At 72.1% G+C, this 24692-nt stretch carries 23 protein-coding genes and 2 tRNA genes; 7 read left to right on the forward strand and 18 right to left on the reverse strand.

The genetic code is table 11. The annotated features are described in order from the left end of the window. Nucleotides 1-2: 2 nt before the first annotated feature. A complete protein-coding gene (locus GKS42_RS20505) occupies nt 3-755 on the forward strand; it encodes a helix-turn-helix domain-containing protein (RefSeq protein WP_168217924.1) in 753 nt (250 codons plus the stop codon). A gap of 71 nt (nt 756-826) precedes the next feature. Here the strand turns inward: GKS42_RS20505 and GKS42_RS20510 are convergent. The 4 genes from GKS42_RS20510 to GKS42_RS20525 all read right to left on the reverse strand — a co-directional run bounded on the left by GKS42_RS20510 (nt 827) and on the right by GKS42_RS20525 (nt 3884). After that, nucleotides 827-899 (reverse strand) — tRNA-Ala (locus tag GKS42_RS20510). Between the two features lie 62 nt (nt 900-961). Next, nucleotides 962-2044, reverse strand: coding sequence for a hypothetical protein (locus tag GKS42_RS20515; protein WP_154795510.1), 1083 nt, complete (start codon nt 2042-2044; stop codon nt 962-964). Between the two features lie 62 nt (nt 2045-2106). Next, the gene (locus tag GKS42_RS20520) at nt 2107-2670 is read right to left on the reverse strand and encodes a GNAT family N-acetyltransferase (RefSeq protein ID WP_154795511.1); all 564 of its coding nucleotides are present in this window, start codon (nt 2668-2670) and stop codon (nt 2107-2109) included. Next, nucleotides 2670-3884 carry a molybdopterin molybdotransferase MoeA gene (locus tag GKS42_RS20525; RefSeq protein WP_154795512.1) on the reverse strand — a complete coding sequence of 405 codons (1215 nt, stop codon included), beginning with the start codon at nt 3882-3884 and terminating at the stop codon, nt 2670-2672. The genes GKS42_RS20520 and GKS42_RS20525 overlap by 1 nt, the downstream gene beginning before the upstream one ends. 173 nt (nt 3885-4057) lie before the next feature. On the opposite strand from GKS42_RS20525, the gene GKS42_RS20530 reads away from it, so the two are divergent. Beyond that, nucleotides 4058-4633, forward strand: coding sequence for a 5-formyltetrahydrofolate cyclo-ligase (locus GKS42_RS20530; RefSeq protein ID WP_232847773.1), 576 nt, complete (start codon nt 4058-4060; stop codon nt 4631-4633). A 48-nt stretch (nt 4634-4681) separates the two neighbouring features. Here GKS42_RS20530 and GKS42_RS20535 read toward each other — a convergent pair whose 3' ends face one another. Further along, nucleotides 4682-7363, reverse strand: coding sequence for a penicillin acylase family protein (locus tag GKS42_RS20535; RefSeq protein WP_232847774.1), 2682 nt, complete (start codon nt 7361-7363; stop codon nt 4682-4684). 119 nt (nt 7364-7482) lie between these two features. Between GKS42_RS20535 and GKS42_RS20540 the strand changes: the two genes are divergently transcribed. Next, on the forward strand, nt 7483-7875 hold the full coding sequence (locus tag GKS42_RS20540) for an FmdB family zinc ribbon protein (protein ID WP_154795514.1): 393 nt from the start codon (nt 7483-7485) through the stop codon (nt 7873-7875). Between the two features lie 286 nt (nt 7876-8161). Continuing rightward, on the forward strand, nt 8162-8725 hold the full coding sequence (locus tag GKS42_RS20545) for a CpaB family protein (RefSeq protein WP_154795515.1): 564 nt from the start codon (nt 8162-8164) through the stop codon (nt 8723-8725). Between the two features lie 91 nt (nt 8726-8816). On the opposite strand, the gene GKS42_RS20550 is transcribed toward GKS42_RS20545, so the two are convergent. From GKS42_RS20550 to GKS42_RS20585, 8 genes are all read right to left on the reverse strand, one after another. Continuing rightward, entirely contained in the window at nt 8817-9248 is a 432-nt protein-coding gene (locus GKS42_RS20550) for an MscL family protein (RefSeq protein ID WP_354002674.1), read from the reverse strand. A 134-nt stretch (nt 9249-9382) separates the two neighbouring features. After that, nucleotides 9383-13978, reverse strand: a complete 4596-nt coding sequence (locus tag GKS42_RS20555; protein ID WP_154795517.1) for a hypothetical protein — start codon at nt 13976-13978, stop codon at nt 9383-9385. Nucleotides 13979-14201: 223 nt separating this feature from the next. After that, nucleotides 14202-14537 carry a DUF488 domain-containing protein gene (locus GKS42_RS20560; protein WP_154795518.1) on the reverse strand — a complete coding sequence of 112 codons (336 nt, stop codon included), beginning with the start codon at nt 14535-14537 and terminating at the stop codon, nt 14202-14204. 22 nt (nt 14538-14559) lie between these two features. Further along, complete coding sequence (locus GKS42_RS20565; protein ID WP_154795519.1) at nt 14560-15189, reverse strand: response regulator; 630 nt, start codon at nt 15187-15189, stop codon at nt 14560-14562. Continuing rightward, nucleotides 15186-16451, reverse strand: a complete 1266-nt coding sequence (locus tag GKS42_RS20570) for a sensor histidine kinase (RefSeq protein WP_154795520.1) — start codon at nt 16449-16451, stop codon at nt 15186-15188. Before GKS42_RS20570 ends, GKS42_RS20565 begins: the two co-directional genes overlap by 4 nt. Nucleotides 16452-16469: 18 nt before the next feature. Further along, on the reverse strand, nt 16470-17210 hold the full coding sequence (locus GKS42_RS20575) for an ABC transporter permease (RefSeq protein WP_154795521.1): 741 nt from the start codon (nt 17208-17210) through the stop codon (nt 16470-16472). A 10-nt stretch (nt 17211-17220) separates the two neighbouring features. Next, nucleotides 17221-18129 (reverse strand): ABC transporter ATP-binding protein, encoded by a 909-nt coding sequence (locus tag GKS42_RS20580; protein ID WP_154795522.1) that lies wholly within the window; start codon nt 18127-18129, stop codon nt 17221-17223. A gap of 107 nt (nt 18130-18236) precedes the next feature. Further along, on the reverse strand, nt 18237-18671 hold the full coding sequence (locus GKS42_RS20585) for a protein-tyrosine phosphatase family protein (RefSeq protein ID WP_154795523.1): 435 nt from the start codon (nt 18669-18671) through the stop codon (nt 18237-18239). Between the two features lie 56 nt (nt 18672-18727). Here GKS42_RS20585 and GKS42_RS20590 point away from each other — a divergent pair, with 56 nt between their 5' ends. Then, nucleotides 18728-19543 (forward strand): TIGR03619 family F420-dependent LLM class oxidoreductase, encoded by an 816-nt coding sequence (locus GKS42_RS20590; RefSeq protein WP_154795524.1) that lies wholly within the window; start codon nt 18728-18730, stop codon nt 19541-19543. A 68-nt stretch (nt 19544-19611) separates the two neighbouring features. Here GKS42_RS20590 and GKS42_RS20595 read toward each other — a convergent pair whose 3' ends face one another. The 3 genes from GKS42_RS20595 to GKS42_RS20605 all read right to left on the reverse strand — a co-directional run bounded on the left by GKS42_RS20595 (nt 19612) and on the right by GKS42_RS20605 (nt 20628). Further along, entirely contained in the window at nt 19612-19998 is a 387-nt protein-coding gene (locus tag GKS42_RS20595; protein WP_154795525.1) for a MerR, read from the reverse strand. Beyond that, nucleotides 19995-20252, reverse strand: a complete 258-nt coding sequence (locus tag GKS42_RS20600) for a hypothetical protein (RefSeq protein ID WP_154795526.1) — start codon at nt 20250-20252, stop codon at nt 19995-19997. Before GKS42_RS20600 ends, GKS42_RS20595 begins: the two co-directional genes overlap by 4 nt. Nucleotides 20253-20552: 300 nt before the next feature. After that, nucleotides 20553-20628 (reverse strand) — tRNA-Arg (locus GKS42_RS20605). Between the two features lie 74 nt (nt 20629-20702). On the opposite strand from GKS42_RS20605, the gene GKS42_RS20610 reads away from it, so the two are divergent. Both GKS42_RS20610 and rocD read left to right on the forward strand, forming a co-directional pair. Further along, nucleotides 20703-21164: a hypothetical protein gene (locus tag GKS42_RS20610; protein WP_154795527.1), complete on the forward strand. Its 462-nt coding sequence runs from the start codon at nt 20703-20705 to the stop codon at nt 21162-21164. A 387-nt stretch (nt 21165-21551) separates the two neighbouring features. Then, nucleotides 21552-22718, forward strand: a complete 1167-nt coding sequence (gene rocD / locus GKS42_RS20615) for an ornithine--oxo-acid transaminase (protein WP_154795528.1) — start codon at nt 21552-21554, stop codon at nt 22716-22718. A gap of 79 nt (nt 22719-22797) precedes the next feature. Here rocD and GKS42_RS20620 read toward each other — a convergent pair whose 3' ends face one another. Both GKS42_RS20620 and GKS42_RS20625 read right to left on the reverse strand, forming a co-directional pair. Further along, the gene (locus tag GKS42_RS20620; protein ID WP_154795529.1) at nt 22798-23730 is read right to left on the reverse strand and encodes a universal stress protein; all 933 of its coding nucleotides are present in this window, start codon (nt 23728-23730) and stop codon (nt 22798-22800) included. A gap of 175 nt (nt 23731-23905) precedes the next feature. Beyond that, nucleotides 23906-24637 carry a C40 family peptidase gene (locus GKS42_RS20625; RefSeq protein ID WP_232847776.1) on the reverse strand — a complete coding sequence of 244 codons (732 nt, stop codon included), beginning with the start codon at nt 24635-24637 and terminating at the stop codon, nt 23906-23908. Nucleotides 24638-24692: the final 55 nt, after the last annotated feature.

A 24692-nucleotide genomic window follows, 5' to 3' on the forward strand; every position in this document is an offset into this window, starting at 1 on the left:
TCGTGGCATGGAGCACCAGTCAGCTCGCCGACCTCGCCGGCGTCACGTTGCGGTCGATCCGGCACTGGCATGAGATCGGGATCCTGCCGGAACCGGAACGGCTCACGAACGGCTACAAGCAGTACACCGCCCGCCATCTCGTGCTCGTGCTGCGCATCGCCCGGCTCACCGGCTTCGGCTTCACCCTGGAAGACATCGCGCGGATGCTCGATTCCGAAGAACAGGGCCAGGAGTCCATGCGCGGGCTCCGCGCGGAGCTCGACACCAGGATCGCCGAGCTCGAACGCATCCGTTCCGAGGTCGATCACGTCATCGGTCTCGGCGTCTCACCCGACGTGTCACCCGAAGCGCTCCTGGCGATGGAAGCGCTCGGGCACGATCCCGTTTCACGCAACGTCGCGATCGTCATGGCCCACCTGACCCCGAAGGAGGACACGATCACCTTCGTCGAGACCTTCAAGGACGCACCCGAGGAGTTCACGAACCTCAACACGGCGATCTGGGGCCTACCCGCGGACGCAGAGGACATCGAGATCACCACCCTGGCTGATCGCGCAGTCACCACGATCAAGGGATTCGTGGAGGAGCACTACGACGCTCTCCCCGACACGGGCAACAGCCGCGCCGAACGCAGGAGTGCCGACGCCCTCACCGCCGTCGCGACCGAGAGCATGAACAGGGCTCAACGGCGCGTCATGCAACTCGTAGTCGAGCAGCTCGCCAACAGCGTCGAACGACGCCCGACTCCGCCGTAGCGGCGAGGGCGGGCCCGGACACGAAACTGCCCCGCCATCGGACGGGGCAGTTCGGGTTTCTCACCATTCTGTGGAGCTAGGGGGATTCGAACCCCCGACCTTCTCATTGCGAACGAGACGCGCTACCAACTGCGCCATAGCCCCAGAACGACGTTCAGATTACCACCTCGGGCGAGCCCGTTGCGACGCCGCGGACGTGGCCGGGATCACTGTCCGGACGCGCGGCGGCGGGCCAGCACGGCCTGCAGGTTCATCGCCGGGGCGGTCGGCGCCTCGGCCTGGGTGACGTCGTCCGCAGGAGCCTGGGCAGGAGTGCCCGGTGCGGCCGAGTCCGTCCCGGTCGCGGCGTCCCCGGCGGCCGCCTCGAACGCCGCTGGTGCCTGCTCGTCCTGGGTGTCCGACTGAGCCTCGAGCGGAGCAACGTCCCGACGGCGGACGGTCGGCTTGAGCGTGTACGTCGGCACGGGCACCGGCACCGGGGTCCACCCCTCGCCCTCCGGCAGCTCCGGTCCGGCGCGGTGGGTGGCGGCCGGCTCCTCAGGCAGGAGGGAGGCCGGGTCGACGTCGATGCGCAGGCTGGGTCGGGTGCCCGCGGTGGCAGCCGGGCGGGCCCGCTCGGTGCGCTCGCCGGGCGCTGACGCGGACGCGGCACGAGCGTGCTCGGCGCCGCCGTCACGGCGGACGGCCCTGGCGTGCCGGACCGGCGCCTCGGAGCGGTCGATCGTGCCGACGGGGGCGAACGGGTCGCGGGTGTCCCGGGTCACCTCGGCACGCCAGCGGGCGTCCGCGACGGCGGCCTTCGCCGAGGCGCGTCGGCCGGCGACCACGACGGCGACCAGGAAGACGGAAGGCACGACGGCGGCTGCGACCGGCAGCGACGCGACGGCGAACAACGTCCAGGTCACGGCCGTGACGCCGAGCAGCAGCAGAGTGAGGGCGAGGCGACGGCGGGCGGCAGCGGCTCGGCGGCTCGCAGCCGCGGCGCGGGCGGCCCGGGCGGCGGCGGCACGGCGCGCGTCGGCGGCCACGAGCCGATCACGGTGTGCCACTGGCGTGTGCATGGGTGCCTCCGGTTGTTCGATCCGCGGGCGATGGACGTATCCGCGGTTACTGCGCTCAGCCTTCGGTTCGGGTGGATCTCCCGCCCTCGCCACGACCCGGAGGTCCTCGGAGAAGCGGTCCTCGACCCGGGAGTCGAGCACCACCTGCCTCGACCGGATCACCGACGGCAGCAGGAAGGCGAAGAACATGATGAGGATCGCCGTCACTGCATACCCGCCGAAACTCACATCCCGACGGTAGAACGCCGGGGTGTCGGCACCGGCGAGCGGGCTCGGCGTGTCGCGGAAGATCAGCGCAAACGGGCCGCGAGACCGCCCTGCGCCTCGTCGACCGTCAACGCGAACGACCGATGGTCCGCCCAGGTCCCGTTGATGTGCAGGTACTGCCGCCGGACACCTTCGTCCCGGAAGCCGAGCTTGGCCACCACGCGTAGGCTCGCGGCGTTCTCCGGGCGGATGTTGATCTCCACCCGGTGCAGCCCGAGCTCGAAGAAGCAGAAGTCGGTCGCGAGGGCCACGCAGACGGGCACGATCCCACGGCCGGCCATGTCCTCGGCGATCCAGTACCCGATGGTGGCGGACTGCAGCGAGCCGCGGGTCACCGAGGAGATCGTCAGCTGCCCGACCATCTGCCCGCCCACCTCGATCACGTAGGCGTATCCCTCGCCGCGCCGGGCCGCCCGGTTCTGGCTGCGCACGTACTGGGCGAACGTGGGCCGGAACGCTGCCGCCTCGGGTGAGGTGGCCTCCCAGGGGCGCAGCCAGGCGGCGTTGCGCACCCGCAGCGCATCCCAGGCGACTCGGTCACGCAGCCGCAACGTGCGCAACCGGATGTCCCCCGAGGCGAGGTCCATCAACTCTCCAGGACGAGGCAGTGCAGGTCGATGCCCGCGGCGACCGTCGTGGTGTCCTCGGCGACCACCGCCAGCGCGTTCGCCCGTGCCATCGCGGTCAGCAGCAGCCCACCCGGCGGTCCGACCGGCGTGGCCAGGTAGCCCTGGTCCGGCGACCCCACGAGCGCGACCGGCACGAACTGGCGCCGGCCCTGGGGCGACTCCCACGCCGTCGCCATCCGCGCGGACACGGTCGGCCGGTAGATCTCCACGTGCCCGGCCATCGCCAGCAGCGCCGGCCGAACGAACACCTCGTAGGCGACCTGCGCACTGACCGGGTCCCCGGGCAGGCACAGGATCGGGGTGTCCTCGCCGACCACCCCGACACCGAACTGCCGCCCGGGGGTGATCGCCACGTTGTCGAACCGGACGGTGCCGAGGGGGCTGAGCACCTCCTTGACGGTGTCGTTGGCGCCGTAGCTGAGGCCGCCCGTGGTGATGATCAGGTCGGCGCGTACGAGCTGGTCCTCGAGCGTCTCCCGCAGCGCGCCCCGCTCGTCCGGGACCGCGGCCACCCGGAACGTGGTGCCGCCGGCATCCTGGACGGCGGTTGCGAGCGCGTGGCCGTTCGCGTCGAACACCTGCCCGTCGGCGGCCCTACGGCCGGGCTCGACGAGCTCGTCGCCCACGGAGATCAGCACCACCCGTGGGCGTGGGTGCACCGGCACGCGCGAGCGCCCCAGCGCGGCGAGCAGCGCGATCTGCCTCGCGCCGATCCGCACCCCCGAGGCCAGGGCGATCTCGCCGTCGTGCAGGTCCTCGCCGGTACGGCGGATGTTCTCGCCGACGGCGGAGGTCGCCGTGATCGTCACGGAGGCACTCCCGGAGTCGGTCGCCTCGAGCGGCACCACGCAGTCGGCCTCGGCCGGGACCGGGGCGCCCGACGCGATCCGGACGCACGTGTGCGCGACGAGCCGGGTCGGGTCGGTCTGGCCGGCGCGAACCTCCTCCAGCACCCGCAGCACGACGGGCCGGTCCGGGGCCGCGCCGTCGATGTCGGCGAACCGGACGGCATACCCGTCCAGCGCCGCCAGGTCGCGGCGGGGTAGGTCCGCGGACGCGGTCACGTCGGTCGCGAGGACACACCCGACGGCGTCGTGCAGCACCACGTCGAGCGGCGGCAGCGGGCGAAGCAGCTCGAGCACGGCGGCCAGATGCTCCGAGACCGCTTTCATCGCCACCGCCCGGGCCGCGCGGTGATCGTTGCGTCGGACATGAGGGAAGGCTAGTAGATGGCGAGATCTCTCTTCGCCATCAGCGAATCCGTGGCGCAAATGTCTCCGGGGCCTGACAAGGTGGAGGCATGTGGTCAGTGGCGAACACCCTCCCCCGTGATGCTCATCTGGAAATGGAGGACGCCAAGCAGATCATGCGTGATTCCGTGCGGGCGCACCGCACGGAACGGTCCGACCGGGAACGCCGTGAGGCCGCCGAGTCGATCGCCGTGCACGCCACCGAACTGCTCCAGGACGTGCAGTGCGTCGCCACCTACGCGGCCCGGCGGAGCGAGCCGGACACGGCCCCGCTGATGGACGTGCTCGACCGGGCCGGGATCTCGATCCTGCTGCCGATGCTCGGGCCGGGCCTGAGCCGCGACTGGGCCCGGTACCGTCCCGGGGACCCGCTCGAGGTCCGGGCGCCCGGACGCCCGCCGGACCCCGAGGGACCGGGCCTGGGTGCCGAGGCACTGGCGGAGGCGGACCTGATCCTCACCCCGGCGCTCAGTGTGGACGCGGCCGGGAACCGGCTCGGGCAGGGTGGCGGCTGGTACGACCGCGCGCTCGCGCATGCCCGCCCCGGCGCCCGGGTCATCGCGATCCTGTTCGATGACGAGGTCTCCACCGAACCGCTGCCGGTCGCCGCGCACGATCGCCGGGTGGACGGCGTGCTGACCCCGAAGGGGCTGATCCTCGCCGTCGAGTGAGCGGTCTCGGGCCGGGTCCGAATCTCTCCCGGCCAGCTTCCGCTCGGCTCAGCCGGGTGGCGTGAGCGTGAGGGTCCGGTCCTGCGTGTCCTCGACGGCGGCCCGGGTGACCGCCCACGGGTACGGCTCGCCGGAGACCCACCGCTCGAACTGATCGTCGTAGTTGCCCGAGGTCGGGTGCCCGGAGTTGCCCAGGAAGTTCTGCCACGTCGAGGCATCCCGGTCCGCGAGGTCGATGACCATCCGCATCGACGGCCCGGCGGTCACGGACAGGTCCGCGTAGCCGCCGACCCAGGCGCTCGCGTCCCAGCTGGTCGCGTTCACCGATGAGCTGCCCCCGCCGACCTCGCGCGGATCCGGGTTGAAGTAGTCCGAGACGATGCCTGGCACCCCACCACCGCCGCCGAGCAGCGCGTGCGTTGGCGCGATCTGGTGGGAGCGACCCCAGCGCCAGTCGTCGGGATCCTTGCCCTGCGAGACGGTCAGCTGCGCGCGGGCGTCGACCAGGGCGAGCCCCAGGATCTCGTCCCGCTGCTCCACCACGGTCAGGGTGGCCCGGTCGTCCCACCACGGACTGGCCTCGTCCTCGAGCAGGTTGCGCACCACGTCGAGCGAGCCGCTGTCCCCACTGGGTCGCTGGGCCTCGGGCACCTGGTCCCAGAACGTCAGCCGGAGCAGGTTCGTCCAGACCGCGGCGAAGTAGGCGGCCGCTGGCGAGTCCTGGTCGTTGACGTAGTCCCAGTCGTCGAAGAGGTCGACCGCCTCGGCCACGAACTCGTCCTGGACCCGCATCTGTTGCAGCACGGGGACCAGCATCTGCGCGTACGGGTTGGCCTCGTCGAGCTGGATCCGGGTCATGTCCGACGTCGTGAACGGCTCACCGGCATCGATCTGTGCGGTGATCAGGTCCCGGATCCGCTGGGCCCGGTAGCCCCGGTCCACGTCGGTGGCGAGGTCCGGGGCGTTCCCGGGCGAGGTCACGGCCTGGTTCGCCGTGACGATGAAGCCCTCCGCCGGGTCGGTGACGGACGGCATCTGCTCGGGCGGCACCAGGCCCTGCCAGTCGTGGGCCGGATCCCAGCCCAGCCGCGGCCACCGCCCGTCCGAGGGCACCACCGCGCCGGCGACGTCCGCTCGGATCGGCACCGCACCGGCCGCCTGGTAGCCGATCACACCGTCCGTGGTCGCGAACACGAAGCTCTGCGACGGCGAGTCGTAGATCGCGGCCGCTTCGGCAACGTCGTCCGCGTCGGCGGCGAGGTTCATTGCGAACAGTGCGTCCGCCGTGCGACCCGGGGTCAGCGCCGTCCAGCTCAGGGCGATCGCGTACCCGGACAGACCGGTCGGCGGGGAGCCGTCGGGCAGCGGCAGGTCCCCGGCCGCCCGGGTGCTGTCGATCGCGTCCGAGACGATCGGTCCGTGCGGGGTGGATCGGACCGCGATGGTCACGTCGTCACCCCCGTTGACCTCGATCACCTCGGTGCGCTCGAGCAGCGGGAGCCGGTCGCCGGCCCGCAGGTAGGTGCCGTCGGCGTAGACCCGCTCCAGGAAGAAGTCGCTCGCGTCAGAGGTCAGGTTCGTCAGACCCCAGGCGAGGTCCGGGTTCTGACCGATGACGATCCCGGGCAGCCCGGAGAAGCTGTATCCGGCGACGTCGAACGGGCAGTCCTCGGAGCGCTCGTTGCAGTGCAGGCCGACCTGGTACCAGATCCCGGGGGCACCGAGACCGAGGTGGGGGTCGTTCGCGAGCAGCGGCTGCCCGGACTCCGTGTGCTCGCCCGAGATGACCCACGAGTTCGAGCCGAGGCCATCGCCCGCGCCCAGCAGGGCCGGGATCGCGTCCAGGGCGTTCTGCGCGGCGGCGGCCACGTCGCCGGCGGCGATGCTTGCGTTCGCGTACGGATCCTGCGTGAAGCCGGCACCGGCGTCCGCCTCCCCCTCGCCACCACCGGTCAGGTCCATGCCCTGGGCCTGCGCCTCCTCCGCGGCGGCGGCCTCCTGCTGCGTGACGACCTCCGCGGCCGTGGGCAGGATCGGCAGGTTCCTCGAGCTGTCGTAGCCGGGGTACAGGGCCCCGACCAAATCGAGGTCACCGACCTGGCCGTAGATGGCCGATCTGGCGAGCTCGTCGCCGTAGTTCGAACGCAGGTCCCAGGCCATGGCCTTGAGCCACGCGAGCGAGTCGATCGGGTCCCACGGCTCGATGGTGTCGACCTCGACGGACATCCCGAGCACCGTGTACTCGAGCCCGAGCTGACTGGGCTGGCGACCGTCCAGGTAGGCGTTCACCCCGTCTGCGTAGGCACTGAGGTAGGAGCGGGTCGCCGGGTCCAGCAGATCCCACTCCTGCTCGGCGACCTGGCGCCAGCCGAGGGTACGGGTCGCGATGTCCGCTTCGAGGGCCGCGTCGTTGGCGCCCACCAGTTCGGACAGTCGCCCCGCGGTCACGTGGCGGCGGTAGTCCATCTCGAAGAACCGGTCCTGCGCGTGCACGTATCCCTGGGCCATGAACAGGTCCTCGGCGCTGTCGGCGTAGATCTGCGGGATGCCCAGTTCGTCGCGAATCACCTCGACCTCGCCGGTCAGTCCGTCGAGTTGCTGGGTGCCACCGTGATCGGGCAGCGGACGGCGCACGAAGATCACCGTGGTGATCACCCCGGCGACGAGAACGACGACGAGGAAGACGGCCACGGCCAGAGCGATACGTCGAGCAACGGAGATCCCAGCCACGCTCCGAGAGTAACGGCCGCCCGACGGCGCGCGAGGCAACGCATCGCGGGCGCGTAGAATGAGCGATCGGGTCGGCGACGCGCCGGCCCGATCGCCTGTTGGTTATCCCGGAGGACCCTGTGCCGACCTACGCCTACGCCTGCCAGAACTGCGGCCACGCGTTCGACATCTACCAGTCCTTCAGCGACGACGCGCTCACCGAGTGCCCGAACTGCCACGAACCCCGGCTGCGCAAGGTGTTCTCGCCGGTCGGTGTGGTCTTCAAGGGATCCGGCTTCTACCGTACGGACTCGCGCGGCACCTCGACGTCCTCGGAGGGCGCGGGCAAGAGCGACGCCGGTTCGTCGTCGAAGACCAAGCCGTCGGAGTCCTCAAGCGGCTCCTCGTCCGGTGGTTCGTCCTCGGGCGACTCCTCGAGCGCCAGTTCCTCGAAGAAGTCGTCCTCCGGCGACTCCTCCTCCGGCGGCTCCTCCAGCAGCGGCAGCAAGGCCGCGGCTCCCGCCGCCAACTGACGCTCGCACCGGTCTGGAGCCTCGCACGCTCCTGGCTCGTCAAACCGGGGCGCGGCCGAACGTCGTTCCCCGCATGCACAGGAAGCGGCGGTACGCCTGCGTGTCCACAGGCTCGAACCCGGGCCGACCACCGACAGGCATGACCTGACTACCGTCGGCCCCGATGAGAGCCGACCGGGGACCCCGTACCAGGACGCAGCGAAGGAACGCGCCAGCCGTCCGATGGCGCGCCGTCCTGTGGCGCTACCGCTTCGTCCTCGCCGCGGCGTGCCTGGGGTGGGCAGCAGTGCTGGCTCTCACGGACCTGCGGCCCCCGGCGCCACCGACCACGGACGTCCTGGTGGTGACCGGCACCCTGCCGGCGGGGTCCGTCCTGACCGCTGCGGACCTGGAGGTGCGACAGGTCCGAGACCCACCGCCGGAGACGGTGCCGCTGGCGGAGGCGGTGGGTGCGCCGCTCACGATCGGGGTGAGCCCTGGGATGCCGGTGGTTCCTACCCTGCTCGTCGGGCCGGGTCTGGCGGCTGCGGCGCCGGCCGACACGGTCGTGGTCCCGATCCGACTCGCGGATCCCGCGCTCGCCCAACTGGTCCGGGTGGGTGACCTGCTCGACCTGTACCTGGCCCCGGTGGACTCCGGCGGCCAGGTCCTGGAGTCCGAGCTGATCACGTCCGGGGCATTGGTCCTGAGCCGCGTGGACGCCCAGGAAGCGGATGCGTCGCTCTTCGCCGGGACTGCCCCGGCGGCCACGGGTGTCGTGATCGCCGCCGTCGCTGCCCAGGACGCCGCCCGTGTGAGCGGTGCGAGCGCGGTGGCCCCGTTCCGCGCCGTCCTCGTCGACCGTGACTGATCCGCCGTGACCTGACGGGACCGGACGCACGTGAGGGGTGGGAGCCGGTCGGCTCCCCACCCCTCACGACCGGGCTCCCGGCCAATTCCGATCAGGCCTGGTTGCCCGAGCGCAGGGAGTCGCGGATCTCGCGCAGCAGCGCGATCTCCTCCGCGGTCTCCGCAGCCGCTTCGTCAGCCGGGGTGACCATCCGGGCCTTGACGGCCTCGTACGGCTTGACGATCCCGAAGTAGACCACGAAGGCCAGAATGAGGAAGGCGACGACGGCCGTCAGGAACGGACCGACGGTCGTGAACCCGCCCGGTGCCCACTCGTCGAAGTTCGGCGCTCCGCCGGCCTTCGCGATGATCTCGAGGATGATGTTCGTGAAGGCGGTGACCACCGCGGCGAACGACGTGGCCATGATGAATGCCACGGCAAGCTCGACCAGGTTGCCCCGCATGATGAAGTCCTTGAAACCGCCCAAGGCTGGTCCCCTCTCTCTGATGGCTGCACAGCCGGATGCGGAGTGATTGCGGCGCAATCGTGATGAATCTGTGTGCGGGGACCAAGGTAGTCACTCCTGGCACCCCCGCACCTTGACGCTCCATGAACCACGGATCCGGGCGTGTCGGAGCGCGAGTCATGACGCGTCCCAGTGCCGCTGGGATCAGTGCGTCAGGACCAGTGCGGCGGCACGTCGCGTCGGAGCCGGTCGTCGTCGGAGTCGGACGCGCCGTCGCCCCAGGCGCGGTCGTCGTCCTCCCAGGCCCGGTTCGGGATCGTCGGCTCGGACCGGCCGGACGGGCGAGTCGCGTCGTCGGCGTCGCCAACGGCGTCGTCGGTCGACCCCGGTTCCGCAGTTGCGCCGCCGGCCTCCCCGGTGTCCGGGTCCGCATCGGCCTCCGGAGCGCCCGCGTCGGTGTCAGCCTCGGTGGATGCCGTCTCCGCGTCAGTCGCCGCGGCGGCCGGGCTGGTCGTGGTCGCAAGCCCAGAGCGCCGCACGGCCGCCCCGAGGACCGCGTCCACGTGCGTGCCGCGCCTGGCGATGCCGAGCTCGGCGCGCAGTTCCTCGCGCAGCTCGTCGGTCGACCGGGGCACGGAGTCGGAGCCGATCCAGGCCACCAGGGCATCGAGCTCGTCGTCGCCGTAACGGCTCAACGGTTGGCCGGACGTGACGTCGGGACGGTCCCCGCGCAGGCCGGCGATCGGCGCCCTGGCAGCCGGCCGGGACGGCTGCGCACCGACCATGGCCAGGCCGCGGGCGGAAGTCGTGGGCCGGGCCGGGTCACCCTCGGCGGCAGCGTCCTCGTCATCGCTGAGTTCGGCGGGCGGGGCGCCCGAACCTGGGCGGGTGACAGTCACGTTCCGCTCCGCCAGCACCGCGTGGACGTCGGCTGCGATCCGCTCGGCCTCACCCTGCGGGTCCATGAACACGGCCGTGGAGAACACCATCCGGACCCGCCACCCGCGGTTCGCGAGGCGGTGCACCCAGTGCCGGTCCCGCCGTCGCAGGCTCGGCTCGGCGACGTACTCCGGGTCGTCGGTGAGTACGGCGACCAACAGCTCCCCCGGCAGGTCCGGGTGACCGATGGCCAGCGGGACGCGGACGCCCCCTGGAACCCCGTAGCGCGGCACCACGGTGAGCCCGAGCCGCCAGAGCCGCTCGGCGAGATCCACGAGCAGCCGGTCGGGTACGTGATCGTCGGTGTCCTCGTCGAGTTCGGCGTGACCGCTCGCGGCGAGGCCGAGGACGTCCTTGAGCATCCGGGCACCCTCGGAGCGGAGCCGCTCGGGGTCGAGGTCCTCAGGGGCGAGGCAGCTGACGACGGTGAGCCGGTGCCGCACGGCGTCCAGCGCATCGACGAGGTACTCGGCACCGTCCGGTCCGGAGATCGCCCCGAACCGGTGCAGGACCCGGCCGTGCGGCGTCTTGCCGTAGCCGAGGCTGAGGATGATCGCGTCCCGGCGCAGCCCGGCGACCGACTCGACGTCGACGACGGTGAAGGCGTCCGTGCCGGACTGGTCGAAGAACGAGGACATCGCGGCGCTGCCGGCGGCCGTGGAGAGCACGGCCTCACGGACCCGGTCCGCGTGCCGGCTGTTCAGCGCGATCACGGCCAGCGACTGCTCCGGCCGGGTGAGCGCGTGGTCGATGACGAGGTCGACGACCCGGTCCACCTCGGCCTGCACGCTCTCGACCACGTCCGAACCGGGCGCCGGCATCCCGGTCCCGTCCACCAGGTCGAGGGTGATCCGAGGACTGTGCGGGGGCGCCGGCACCGGACTGATGATGTCCGCGTAACCGTGCCGGGCGAGGAACGCGGCGATATCCGTGTCCTGGTCCACCCGGTCCCCGGGCAGGGTTGCCCGCGGGAGGAGGTCCAGTGCCCGCACCGTCCCGGTGCCGCCCCGGCGGGTGTCACCGAAGACGACGACCTGCCGGGCCCGGGCGATGGCCGAGATAGCCTGCTCGACCGGCAGGTGCTGCACGGCGTCGAGCACGAGCAGGTCGACCTCCCGGCCGGGCGGGAGCACCTGCGGCACCACCATCGGCGGGACGATCCACACCGGCCGCGGGGCCCAGGCGACGTCGCCGAACTTGGCCAGCAGCGCCTTGAGGTCCGTGGTGCCCCGCATCACCTCGCGGTAGAACTCCTGAGCACGTGGACGGTCGGCCGCGATCGCCGCCCGCACCCGCGCGGCCGATCCGGCCAGCACCGGTGCCACCAGGCTCGCGGTCTGGCCTTCGTCCAGCTCCCGGAGCCGGTCCGCGGCCTCGTCCAGGGACTCGGCCTCGAGGCCGGCCATGGCCGGGTCCTCGGCGAGCATCTCCTCAAGCACGCTCGACCACCAGGCAAGGTCGAACTCGGCGCCGACCAGGCTCGTCGGCACCCGGCGCTGGCTCAGGTCCGCCACCAGCGGCGCCAGTCCGAGGCCGTTGAGCTTGGCGAGCACGGCGGCCCGCTCGGGCATCTGGCGGGCCGCCGCGTCGTCGGCACCGAGCCGCTCGAGACGGGTGGCGAGCTCGGCGAGGGGGACCTGGTCGAGGCGGCGGCCGCCGAGCGTGGAGGCGAGCACCGGGGAGAGCCGGTCGACGAGGTCGGTGACCTCCTGCGCGGTCCGTCCGATCGCCGTCATCTGCTCGGGCACACGCGGCCAGCCGCCGCCCGCGCAGTGCCGGCGCCACACGTCCCGGCGCGCGGCCACCTCGACCAATTCCGCGTGCAGATCACCGACGGTGACACCGGGTCGGAGCAGGTCCTTGGCCTGCTTGCGCAGCCGGCGCCGGGCACCCCAGGACAGGTCCACCTGGTGCTGGACCCGCCAGGCCCGGGTGCCGGTCGCGGCCACCATGTCCGTGGCGGACCGTTCGAACACCTGCGGGGTGAACACGTCCAGCGAGGACTGGATGCCGTCGAGCAGGATCAGCTGCTCGGTCCACTGGCCGAGGCTCTGCGCCTCGTCGAGTCCGGTCTGCGCCGAGGCCGCCGCGACCTGCTCGCGCATCGTCGGGAGCACCTCGTTGAGCGCTCGAACATCCTCGAGGGTGGCCTTGGCGTGGTCGGCGCTGGTCAGCTCGGCACCGAACCACGGCGTGTCCGAGGCCCGGAGCTGGAACGCGCCGAGGGCACCGGCGCGGGCGAGTTCCTCGCGGGCACGGGTGCGCTCGTCGGAGTCCATGGTCCGGACCGCGGTACCGGCCAGACGCACCTGGGTGCGCGGTCCGGGCCGCGCCGCGGTCAGTTCGGCCAGTGCCTGCAGCGCCTGGTAGGCGCTCGCCGACCACGGCGGACGCGGGGTGTGCAGGGCATTGATGTACCCCGAGAGCCGCTTCCGGGCGGCCACCAGGTCCTGGCGCTGCGCGGCGACGGCGGCGGGGTCCACCTCCGGGTCGGTCGGGTTCAACCCGTCGACGAGGCGGCGGGCCGCGGTCGTGTTCCAGCTCGGATCGTTGCTCAGGTCGAGGGCGAGGTCGGCGACGCCGACGGCGCGCATCGCGTCGAGCAGGGCACGTGCGGCCCGGCGGGTGCCGGGCACGTACAGCACGCGTTGGCCCTCGGCGGCCGCCTGCGCCACCACCGCGGTGACGGTGGCCGGCACATCGACCCCTGGCGGGGCGTCGACGAGGACGTGGCCGCCGGCGCGCACCGCGTCCAGCACCCGGTGCTGGCCCGCGTCCAGGTCCCCGGCACCGCGCTCGGTCGTGGGGTCCCGGTCCTCCGGCTCGGCGGCGGGAACGGTCGACCGCAGGGCGGCGCGGGCGGCGCCGTCGCCCGCGAGCGCGGCCACCACCTCGTGCTCGGCGAGGCCGGCCTGCTGGGCGTCGAGGTCGTCAGCGAGGGCCTGGCCCGGGTGCACGAACGCGCCGACGATGATCCGGGCGTCGATCCGGAACTCGGGCAGGGCCCGGCCGAGCTCCTCGATCGTGGCCAGGGCCGGGCTCGGTGAGAAGCCGTGGGTGCCCATCGTGGACCGCGCCACCTCGGCCGGGTCCACGTCGACCCCGTGGGCGCGCAGTTCGCGCACCAGCACCGAGTTGACCTCGACGGCGGGGTCGAGTTCGAGGTCGATCTCGGCCTCCGTCCCGTGACCGGTCAGGCGCACCGGGCGCAGCAGCACGGGTGCGTGCACGAGGCGGGTGGTCGGCGCGCTCACCCCGGACGCCGGTGTGGCATCGTCCGCGCCCAGCGCGGGCACGGTGCCCGCGTCAGCGGCCAGCTCGACCTCCGCCGTCACGCCCGACGCGGGCTCCGCCGTCGGGCCCTCGTCCGTAGCAGGCGCAGCGGACCGGGCACCGGAGACCTCGGTGCCGGTCACCGGCGTCGCCGGGTACGGCTCGCGCGCGGCCTCGCCGGGCGATTCCGTTCGCCAGGTGGCGACGCCCACGGCGACGTAGGTGGGTGCCACCCCGTAGCGCTGGGCGAGTTCCTCGGTCCGGGCTCCCATGACGCGGGCCCGGCGCCGGGCCTGGGTGAGCGCGGAACCCTCCCGGACCAGGTTGGACAGCCGGGTCGAGCGGCCCGCGAAGAGCTGCGCGATGCCGCTGGGGTGGGCTGCGGTCAGATCGACGAGCGCGTCACCGAGCGCGTCCACGTCCCAGAGGGCGCTGCCCCCGGCGAGGTCGGCGAGCCGGTTGCGCCACTGCGCCGTCGCCTCCGCGACCGTGCGCTCCCGGGCGGTCGGTTCCGGAGCGGTCTCCTCGTCGGGAGGCTGCGGTGCCGGGGCGGCCTTGCGGCCGCCTGGCAGCGGGAATCGAACGGGCGGGGTCACCCGACCACGCTAACGAACTCCTGGCCCGGATAGCACTCTGACCCGCCGAGGTGGGGCGTGCAACGGTGCGATCACGGCCACAATCCGCGCCGATCGACGGCGGCCGGGCCCACACCGGGTCCGGACATGGAAGGACGGTGTGCGCCACGCAGGGGGCAGGCGACGCACACCGCCGAGGAAGAGTGTGGCCCGCAGATGCTCCGAATGCAAACTCCGGCCCGGATCAGTCCTCGAGGTAGGTCCTGAGGACCACCGCCTGGTTGTGTTCGGTGTCCTTCGCGCCGTAGAGCAGGGTGATGTCGCCGTGGGTGCCGATGAGATTCCGGAGCGTCGCCACGGCGGCGTTGGCGTCGAGCTCGTCGCGGTAGCGGCGGGCGAACTCCTCGAACTTCGGCGGCTCGTGCCCGAACCAGGAGCGCAGCTCATTGCTCGGTCCGACGTCCTTCAACCACACGTCGACGCGGGCCTTGTGCACCCCGCGCGGCCAGATCCGGTCCACGAGGATCCCGTAGCCCTCGTCGGCGGTGCGGTCCTCGTAGACCCGTTTGATCGCGATCATCGGTCCTCCTCCGGTCCTGCACTCACTCCCGGGGGGTCAGGTAGCCACGGGAGAACGCTGTGGCGACGGCGGCCGCCCGGTCATTGACGCCGAGCTTGGCGTAGGCATGCAGGAGGTGCGTCTTGACCGTCGCCTCACTGATGAACAGCGCCCGCGCCGCGTCCCGGTTGGAGGAGCCGCCGGCGACGAGCTCGAGCACCTCCAGCTCGCGCTGCGAGAGAGGATCCCACGCGGGCCGGCGGCGCTGTCCGATCAGCCTGGTCGCCACCGCGGGCGAGAGGACCGCCCGGCCCGCGGCGGCGGCCTCGACGGCCCGGAACAGTTCCTCCCTCGGCGCGTCCTTGAGCAGGTAGCCGGTCGCGCCGGCGTCGATCGCGGGCAGCATGTCGGCGTCCGTGTCGTAGGTGGTGAGCACCAGCACCCGGGCCGGAACCCCCCGCTCGGCGAGTTCCCTGATGGCGGCCACCCCGTCCGTGCCTGGCATCCGCAGGTCCATCAGGATGACGTCCGGCCCGAGCCGCTCGGCCGCGGCGACCGCCTCGGCGCCGTCGCCGGCCTCGCCGAGCACGTCGAAACGCGGGTCGGCGCCGAACATGCTGCGCAGTCCGTCCCGCACCACGGGATGGTCGTCGACGATCAGCAGCGAGATCATCGCGCGCTGCCCGCCGGGATCGCGGGGACGGTGGCCGAGACCGCGGTGCCGCCACCGGGCTCGGACTCGATGTCGAGGCGACCGGCGAGTCGCTGCACCCGCTGCCGCATGCCGGCGAGCCCGAACCCGCCGGTCCCGGCGCCGTCGGGGCGCGCGGCGCCAGGATCGAACCCGACGCCGTCGTCCCGGATGTCGAGCGTGACCAGGTCCTCCATGTAGGACAGGGTCAGGCCCACCCGGGTGGCCGCGGCGTGCTTGGCGACGTTCGCGAGCCCTTCCTGCGCGGCGCGCAGCAGGGTCAGCTCGACGTCGACATGCATCGGGCGGGGATCGCCCGTGATGGTCAGCGCCGCCTCGACGTGGTGCACCTGCGACCACCGGGCCGCCACGTCGTCGATGGCGTCCGGAAGCCGGGCGCCCACGAGCACGTGCGGCTCGACCGCATGGACCGTGCGACGCGCCTCGGTGAGACTCTCCCGGGCGAGCGTCACGGCGTTCGTCACGTGCCGGCGCACCGCGTCCGGTCGATCCATCGTCTGCTCCGCAGCCTGGAGCTGCGTGAGGATCCCGGCCAGGCTCTGCGCCAGGGTGTCGTGGATCTCTCGCGCCATCCGCTGCCGTTCGTCCAGCACGCCCGCCTCCCGCGCCTGGGTCAGGAGCTGCGCATGCAGGCCGGCGTTCTCCGCCAATGCCGCCTCGAGGCGCTCGTTGGCCTCGTGCAGCTCGGCGAGCGCCCGCTGCTGCCGCCGGCCATGCTGGTCGGTGCTGGCAGCGACGTGGAAGAAGGTCAAGGACAGCCCGACGCTGACCATGCTGACCGCGGCCCACAGCCACCAATCGCCTGCGACGATGTTCGACACGCCGCCCACGTAGGTCACGGCCATGATCAGCGACGTGGCGACCACCCCGACGTACCGCCAGCGGCCACGCAGGTACTCGAAGGCGTGAACGAAGCCGACGAAGGCGAAGATCCCGTACGGGGGCGCGAGCACCACCAGGGCGGCGCACCACACCATCAGCCCGACGTAGTACAGGCCCAGCAGGCGGGCGTCGGGGTCGGGTCCGCGATCCAGGTGACCGAGCCAACCCAGCCAGCCGGCGACCACCGCGGTGAGGCCGAGCACTGCCGGCACGATGACCGGCCCCATCAGGGCGATGACCGTGCTGACCGTCAGCAGGGCGTACGGGAGCACCCTCATCACGGCCCGCTCGCGCCGCTCCACGCGTGCGGACTCCCGGCGCAGTTCGGCCTCAATGCTCATCGTCTACTCCCCGCGCCCCTACTCCCAGCGAAAGTACCGCGCGGCCAGTGCGCCGGCCACGGTCGCCCACCCCAGCATGACGGCGACGAGCAGCAACTGCGGCCAGTCCCCTCCGGTCGCGTCCTGCAGCGACTGTACGCCGGCGCCCAACGGGGTCGCGTCGGAGATGGTGCGGAGCACACCGGTCATCGACTCGCGCGGGATCCACAGGCCTGCGAAGAACAGGAGCGGGAAGAACAGCACCAGGCCGATGGCGCTGGCGCCCGCGCCGCCCGGCGCGAGCGCTGCCACGAGCAGCCCGATCGCCAGCATCGAGACCGTGGCCAGCGCGAATGCGACCAGATACGCGACCGGGTTGCCGGGCAGTTCCACGGCGAACACGAGTCGAGCGATGACCAGGACCACCACGGTGGTGGCCAGGGACATCAGCGCGGACATCAGCAGCTGCGCGCCGAGCAGCAGGGCCGGCCGGGCCGGGGTGGTGCGCATCCGCCGCAGGACGCCCTTCTCACGGTAGGTCGCGAGCTGGAGCGGGAGGCTGGTGAGCGCCACCGTGGCGATGGCCATCGCGACCACCAGCGGCGTGTACAGGTCGATCACCCGGAGGCCGCCGAGGTCGGGATCTGGTTCGCGGAACGCCGGGACTGCGCCGAGGATGATGAGCAGGACCGGGGGCAGTGCGAGCGCGAAGATCACGCTGATCGGCTCGCGCAGGAAGAGTTTCGTCTCGGTCGCGGTGAGTCTGAGCAGGGCGGACACGGTGGTCTCCTCAGTCGTGGATGGGGCGGCCGGTGAGCGCGACGAACGCGTCATCCAGCGTTGTCTGATCGACCCGCAGGTCGGCGGCGACTATCTGGTGACGGGCCAGCACGGTCGTGACGGCGAGCAGGAGGTCGCCGGTGCCGGTCACGAGGACCCTGGGGCCGGCCCGTTCGACCGAGACGACCTCGGGCAGGGCGGTCAGCAGGGCGTCGTCCAGCGGCGCCGACGGTCGGAACCGGATCCGTTGCCGGCCGTCGGCCCGCTCGATGAGGCCGGCCGGGGTGTCGAGGGCGATGAGCCGCCCGGAGTCGATCAGGGCGATCCGGTCGCAGAGCCGCTCGGCCTCCTCCATGAAGTGTGTGACCAGCAGGATCGTGACGCCTCGGTCGCGGATGGTCTCGATGAGGTCCCAGGTGTCGCGGCGGGCCTGCGGGTCAAGGCCGGTGGTGAGTTCGTCCAGGACCGCCACCTTCGGGTCGCCGACCACCGCGAGCGCGATGGACAGGCGCTGCTTCTGGCCGCCGGACAGGTGCCGGAACTGGGTCGCCACCTTGTCGGTGAGGTGCAGGGCGCCGATCAGTTCCCGCCAGTCGACCGGGTCGCGATAGAACGAGCTGTACAGCGCCATCGCCTCACCGACGGTCAGCTTGTCCGGTAGTTCGCTCTCCTGCAGCTGGACGCCGAGGACGTGCTGCAGCTCGCCGTCGCCGCCCTGGGGGTCGATCCCGCAGACCCGGATGGTGCCGGCGTCCGGCGTGCGCAGGCCCTCGATGCACTCCACGGTGGTGGTCTTCCCGGCCCCGTTCGGGCCGAGGATCCCGAAGATCTCACCGCGCTCGACGGCGAAGCTGACGCCGTTCACCGCGGTGTGCGGGCCGTAGCGTTTGAGCAGGTGGTCCACCTCGATGATTGCCATGCCTCAACGGTGCTGGACGTCGCGGCGCGCCGGATCGACCTCCCGGCCAGAGACCGACGGCGGTCCGGTGGGTGCGGGCATCAACCAGTCGGTGGATGCGGTGTGCGCTACTCGGTCAGCCTCGCGACCTCGGTGAGCCAGCGTCGCTGCCTGCGGGTCTCCACGGCGCGTGGGTGGTAGTGCTCGCGCACCCAGCCCACGGCATCCTCGGTGCTCATCCCGGCCTCGATCGCCAACACGGCCAGAGCCGTCCCGGTCCGGCCGACGCCGGCACCGCAGGCGATCTCGACCCGCTCCGAGGCCGCTCGTCGGTGGGCCTCGCGCAGGGCATCCAGGGCGTCCTCGGTGGACGCGGGCAGGCCGAAGTCACGCCAGCGGACCCACCGGTACGGCCAGCCCTCGAGCCGGGGATCGCGCCCCAGCAGGTAGACGGCGAAGTCCGGGACGGGCACGTCCCCGCGGGGTCGGCGCCAGCCGGTCCCGCGGACCCGGCGACCATCGGGGAACTCCACCACCCCGGCGCCCGGATCCCAGCTGCTCACAGGCTCCACGGTAGTGCCCCGGAATAGGCCTCGGGCGGGCGCGGTTCGCCTCTGACATGGAGCTCGAAGTGGTGCTGCCCGACGAGTCGCCGACGATGTCGGTGAGCACGCTCGTCGACCTGGCTCGCGCGGCCGAGGATCTCGGATACACCTGCGCGTGGCTGCCCGACCATGTGCTGCCGCCCGGTGAGTACGGCGCGACGTTCGGCGGCGTGTACGAGCCGCTCGTCACGATAGGGCATCTGGCCGCCGTCACCGAGCGCCTGCGGCTGGGCACCTCGGTGCTGGTCGCCCCGCTGCGCAACCCGTTCGTCCTCGCCAAGCAGGTCGCCACACTGCACCGCCTCTCGGCGGGGCGGGTCGTGCTGGGCGTCGGGGTCGGCTGGAGCGAGCAGGAGTTCGACGCCGTCGGCGCCGTGTTCCGCGACCGCGGCGCGATCACCGATGACGTGCTGGCCCTGTTGCGCCACCTGTTCGACGCCGGCAGCGCGCCCTATCAGGCCCGACGGTTCTCCTATCAGCACGGGGTGTTCGCCCCGGTTCCGGAGGGCGGGGTGGCGATCATGGTCGGCGGCAACAGCGACGCGGCGCTGCGACGTGCCGCGAAGTACGCCGACATCTGGCAGGGCATCCCCGCGAGCCCTGCCGCCTTCGCCGAACGGGCGCACCGGCTCGCCGACCTCGCGGGCGACCGTGACGTGGTGGCCGCGCTGCGGCTCGGCTGGGACGGTGCCGCACCGGTCGAGCAGATCGCCGCGGAGGTTGCCGCGTACGCGGATGCGGGGGCGGAGCGGGTCGCGGTCCACTTCGGAGATTGGGTCGGTACCCGAGAACGGCTGGAGGATCTGGCCGGGGCACTGGCCCGCCGCTGACCGCGCCCACATGCTGCACGGCGCTGCCCCGCTCACCTCATGAAGGGGCGCGGCAGTGCGACGGGTGGTCAGGCGTCCAGCAGTTGCGAGACTCGTTGGTGTGAAAGGCCGACAAGTTGTGCGGTGTCGCGCATGGAGACGCCCTGATCATGAAGGGCCCGAATGGCCGTGGCGCGATCGTCCTCGAACTGCTTGCGCTTCGCGTACAACTCGTCACGCTCACGCTCGAAGACCTGCCAGGCAGCCGCGGCCTCGTCACCGAGCGCCTTGCGAAAGTCGTACTGCACAGCCACGTCATCTGGATCAACGTCCAGCAACCCGGAGACCAAGTCACGCACTTCATCGTCGAGCTCGGAGAGCCGACGAACCTCGGTAGCCCCTCCCGGGACGCCCTCAACCTCGGCGACCCAGTAGCGCCCCTCGCGGGAGACGTCGACCTTGTAGGTCACGGTCACTTGTCCAACCACCCTTCTCCGAAGATGCCCTCTAGGGCCTTCTCGTTTGATCGAGTCACGATCTTGGTCATCTGTCCCGAGTGTCCGGTGAGCGCGACGCGCCCCACCTCGTTCCCGTCCTGGTCGAGTACAGCCCAGATGGTATGGGAGCCCTTGCCGCGCTTCGGGAGTTTCGACACGGTGTACCCGAGCGACTTGGCAGCCTTCCGAGCCGCCTTCAGAACCTGATCCGCAGATCGTGTGCCACTGACCATGACTATAGTCTAATCGCCTAGACAATCAAGTGTCCACTTGACTAGACACAAACGAGTGGCCGGCGTGGATCTGCCGGAAGCAGGACAGATATAGGTCGTCCGGGCCGAGGTGAACGCCCTGACTCGTGGCAGGGCCGCGCGACCGCCTGGATCAACATCGTCGCCCCGGTGACGATCAGCGACCCGTGGTGAGCCACTGCATGGATGACTCCATCCACTTCGGATCTGGAGGTCGGAACTCGCTCGCGAACCCAGTCAAAAGGTTCCTGGTTGGATGTGGCTGCGCCCGCACCCGGACCCTGGTGCCCCCGGCGCGATTCGAACGCGCGACCTACCGCTTAGGAGGCGGTTGCTCTATCCCCTGAGCTACGGGGGCCCAAGGTGGAAGACTACCGGCCCGGCGGGCTTCGAAGCGAAGCGGGCACCGGTGTGGTGTGACACCGTGGGGCCGTGCCCGCCACCGTCACCTCCCGCGTGATCGGCCTGGACGCCACGGCCCTGTTCGACCGGGTCACGGCGCTGGCCAACCACGAGCGCCTGATCCCGCTGACGCGCATCTGCGCGCCGGCCCGCCGGCCCCGAGTGGGCGACCGGGTGGTCGCCACGTCCGCGTGGGTGCTGCGGGACGTCATGCTGCTGACCCACTACGAGAGGCCCGACGGCGTCGCGGACCTGGGCTCCGCCGTCGCCCCCGTCGGGCGGGCCGTCTACCGCAAGACCGGTCCGCTGCTACTCGGCACCGCCGAGATCGTCGTCACGGCCCTCGGGCCGACGACGGCCCGCGTCGACTGGAGCGAGGACGTGCGGCTCGTTGCACCGTGGCGGCCGGCCGAGGCACTCGTGCGCCCACTGCTGGGACTGATGACGGCCCGGGCCCTGCGGCTGCTCGCGGAGGCCACCGAGCGCAACTGAGGCCTGCCGCCCCCAACGACCCCCGGCCCCGGCCCCCGCCCCCGGCCCCCGGCCCCGGCCCCCGGCCCCGGCCTCGGCCCCGCCCATACGTGACGGCGCGTCGAGCGCGCGCTTCCCACGTTGGACCGCGACCGGAACCGGGGGCAACAGCACGGTCGGCGCAGGCGGGCGAGCTCGCGGCGCATCGTGACGCCGATCGCTAGCCGCGGGATGTCTCAACATGTGAGAATGGCGAGACTTCCGCTCACCCATCTGGAGGTTCGATGAAGAGCACCGCCACGACCGGACGTGCACACCCGCGCACGCCGGCGTCCGCCGTCCGATCCGCTACCGCGTCACCGACCACGCGCCGGCGCCGACGCACCGAGACACCGAGGTGATCGCGGCATGAGCGCCCTCGCGGTCAACTACGCCCCGCTCGACATCGACATCGCCGACGGCGACGGCGTGTGGATCACCGACACCGCCGGCAACCGCTACATCGACTGCCTCGCGGGGTACTCGGCCCTGAACTTCGGGCATCGCAACCCCGAGCTGACGGCGGCCGCGCACGCCCAGCTGGACCGGGTCACGCTCACCGCACGCGCGATCGGCAACGACCGCCTGCTCCCGTTCGCCGAGGCCGTCACCGCGCTCACCGGCACGGAGATGCTGCTGCCGATGAACACTGGCGCGGAGGCGGTGGAGACCGCCATCAAGACGGCCCGCAAGTGGGGCTACGACGTCAAGGGCGTGCCGCGCTACGACGCCACGATCATCGTGGCCGCGAACGCGTTCCACGGCCGCACCACGACGATCATCTCGATGTCCACCGACCCGGAGGCCAGGGAGGGGTTCGGCCCCTACACGCCCGGGTTCCGGGTGGTGCCCTACGGGGACGCCGCCGCCGTGGCCGAGGCGATCGACGAGACCACCGTGGCCGTGCTCGTCGAACCCGTGCAGGGCGAGGCCGGGGTGATCATCCCGCCGGAGGACTACCTCGAGGCGATCCGGGCCACCTGCACGGCCGCGAACGTGCTCCTGGTGCTGGACGAGATCCAGTCCGGGCTCGGCCGCACCGGGGCCACCCTCACCCAGGACCTGTCCGGCGTGCGGGCGGACCTGACCACGCTCGGCAAGGCGCTCGGCGGCGGCATCATCCCGACGTCGGCGCTGGTCGGCCGCAGGGACGTGATCGAGGTCGTCACCGCGGGGACGCACGGGTCGACCTTCGGCGGCAACCCGCTCGCCTGCGCCGTCGGCCTCGCGGTCACCAAGATCCTCGGCACCGGCTACTACCAGGAGCGGGCCCGCTCGCTGAGCCCGATCCTCGCCGACCGGGCCAAGGACCTGGTGGCCGAGGGGCTGCTCACCGATGTCCGCTGCCTCGGGCTGTGGATCGGCGTGGACGTTGCGAACCTGACCGGGCGCCAGGTCAGCATCAGGCTCGCCGAGCGGGGCGTGATCGCCAAGGAGACCCACGGCAACACGATCCGGTTCGCGCCGCCCCTGTGCGTCACCGAGGACGAGTTGCACCAGGTCATGGACGCACTCACGGCCGCCCTTCGCGCGTGAGGGGGCCAGACGGCCGGCCCGAGTGCTGACGGGGCCTCGGGCCGGTCCGGCCCCGGGGCTGCTCAGAACCCGGTGCCGGTCAGGGCCGGCGCTTCCAGCCCATCGCGATCGGCGGCAGGCCCTCGTCCGCCACCCGTGTCGGCACGACCATCACCGGGCACGCCGAGTGGTGCAGCACCTGCTGGGAGGTGCTGCCGAGCAGCATCCCGGCGAAGCCGCCACGCCCGCGCGAGCCGACGACGACCAGGTCGACGGCAGTGGAGAACTCCGAGAGCAGGGCGGCGCCGTTGCCGTCCAGGGCGTGGCGGCGCACGGTCAGGTCACGGCCCTCGAGGGCGTGGTCGACGGCGACGTTGAGTCCTTCCTTGACGTCGGCGAGCACCCCCTCCCGGTCCACGGACGCGGGCAACCAGCCGAGCAGCCCGGCGCCGGCCCCGATCGGTACGGCCACCACCGCCGTCAGCTCGGCGCCCCAGACCTCGGCCTCCTCGATGGCCCGGGTCAGGGCGACCTTGGCCGAATCCGAACCGTCGACGCCCACCACGATCCGCTTGACCGGGATCGGGGTCTCCTCCCCCTCGCGCAGGGGCACCACCACAGTGGGGCAGTGCGCGTGCGCCGGCAGCGCCGAGGAGACGGTGCCGAGGATGCGCTCGGCGAACCCGCTCGTGCCCCGGGTGCCGACCACCGCCAGGCACACCTGCTTGGTCAGGTCCACCAGCACGCCCGCCGCGTCACCGGTCTCGAGGTCGCTGGTCACGTCCACTCCACGACCGCTGACGCGCTCGATCGCCTCATCGAGGACGGCCTGCGCACCCTCGCGGATCGCGGTGTCGTCCAGGGTGGCGTAACCGCCGTCGAGCGAGGCAGCCGCGAACGTCGGCAGAGCGTACGCACACACCAGGTGCAACCGCCAACCGACCCGCTTCGCTTGGGCGACCGCCCAGTCCAGAGCGTTCAGACTCGCCGCTGAGCCATCCACGCCGACAAGGACCACCTGTTCGTGTTCCATGACCGCTTCACCGCCGTCCCTTGGGAATCTCTTTGACCATTGTGCCCCGTCCGCGCGCACCACGCAGCCTTGCCCACGCGTGATCGGCGAACTGAAACGAGAAGTTAACCGGCCCGGAAAATACGACTGGCCCGCCCCCTGATCGGGGGCGGGCCAGTCGTGGCGGGGATCGGGCTCAGAGAACCCGGATGAAGGTGGGGTTCGCGCGGTAGATCGGGCCCGCGGTCAGCGGGGTGCCGGGGTTCCGCGCGGCGATGTGCTGGTCGCCACCGAGGTAGATGCCGACGTGGCCGGGCCACCAGATCAGGTCACCGGGCTGCGCCTCGGCGGCCGAGACGATGGTGCCGGCGCTGCGCTGGGCGGAGGAGCTGCGCGGCAGGCTGATGCCCACCTGGGCGAACACGTAGGACGTGAACCCGGAGCAGTCGAACCCGGACGGCGTGCCCCCGCCGTACACGTACGGGGTGCCGATGTAGCGGTAGGCGATGTCGACCACGGCGGCGGCGGACGCCGACGTCACCTGCGGGGCGGCGGCGGCGGGCGCCTCCTCGACGGCCTCACGCTCGGTGCTCCGCGACGCCTGGCTCTCCGACGCCGTGGTGCGGGCGGTCGGGGTGACCACGACGGGCGGCGGGGGCGGCGGCGGAGCGGCCTCTGAGGTCGCCTCGACAGCAGTGAACGACCACGCGGCGTCAGCAGCGACGGTGACGACCTCGGACGTGGTGCCCGGGGAGTCGAGGTTCGCTGCGGCGGCGGCGGTCAGGTTCGCGGCCTGGACGGGAGCGACGTTGTTCGGGGCGGCGATGCCGGCCGAGGCGCTCAGCGTGAGAATGATCCCCGAGGAGGCCACGGCGGCGACGGCGCGGCGACCGACGGTCCCCGCTACGGCCTGACCGAACGTGGTCAAGGGGGTGACGGGGCGGCGTGCGGCTCGGTGCCGGGCGCCTGCGATGCATTCAGTC

Origin of the sequence: Occultella kanbiaonis, from assembly GCF_009708215.1 — a bacterium.
Classification (GTDB): domain Bacteria; phylum Actinomycetota; class Actinomycetes; order Actinomycetales; family Beutenbergiaceae; genus Occultella; species Occultella kanbiaonis.

Bases quoted from the DNA above. Each gene is read 5' to 3' on its own strand.
- GKS42_RS20520 (WP_154795511.1), bottom strand. From the start codon at position 2,670: ATGGACCTCGCCTCGGGGGACATCCGGTTGCGCACGTTGCGGCTGCGT.
- GKS42_RS20525 (WP_154795512.1), bottom strand. From the start codon at position 3,884: ATGAAAGCGGTCTCGGAGCATCTGGCCGCCGTGCTCGAGCTGCTTCGC.
- GKS42_RS20530 (WP_232847773.1), top strand. From the start codon at position 4,058: ATGGAGGACGCCAAGCAGATCATGCGTGATTCCGTGCGGGCGCACCGC.
- GKS42_RS20560 (WP_154795518.1), bottom strand. From the start codon at position 14,537: ATGATCGCGATCAAACGGGTCTACGAGGACCGCACCGCCGACGAGGGC.
- GKS42_RS20565 (WP_154795519.1), bottom strand. From the start codon at position 15,189: ATGATCTCGCTGCTGATCGTCGACGACCATCCCGTGGTGCGGGACGGA.
- GKS42_RS20570 (WP_154795520.1), bottom strand. From the start codon at position 16,451: ATGAGCATTGAGGCCGAACTGCGCCGGGAGTCCGCACGCGTGGAGCGG.
- GKS42_RS20580 (WP_154795522.1), bottom strand. From the start codon at position 18,129: ATGGCAATCATCGAGGTGGACCACCTGCTCAAACGCTACGGCCCGCAC.
- GKS42_RS20590 (WP_154795524.1), top strand. From the start codon at position 18,728: ATGGAGCTCGAAGTGGTGCTGCCCGACGAGTCGCCGACGATGTCGGTG.
- GKS42_RS20600 (WP_154795526.1), bottom strand. From the start codon at position 20,252: ATGGTCAGTGGCACACGATCTGCGGATCAGGTTCTGAAGGCGGCTCGG.
- rocD (WP_154795528.1), top strand. From the start codon at position 21,552: ATGAGCGCCCTCGCGGTCAACTACGCCCCGCTCGACATCGACATCGCC.
- GKS42_RS20620 (WP_154795529.1), bottom strand. From the start codon at position 23,730: ATGGAACACGAACAGGTGGTCCTTGTCGGCGTGGATGGCTCAGCGGCG.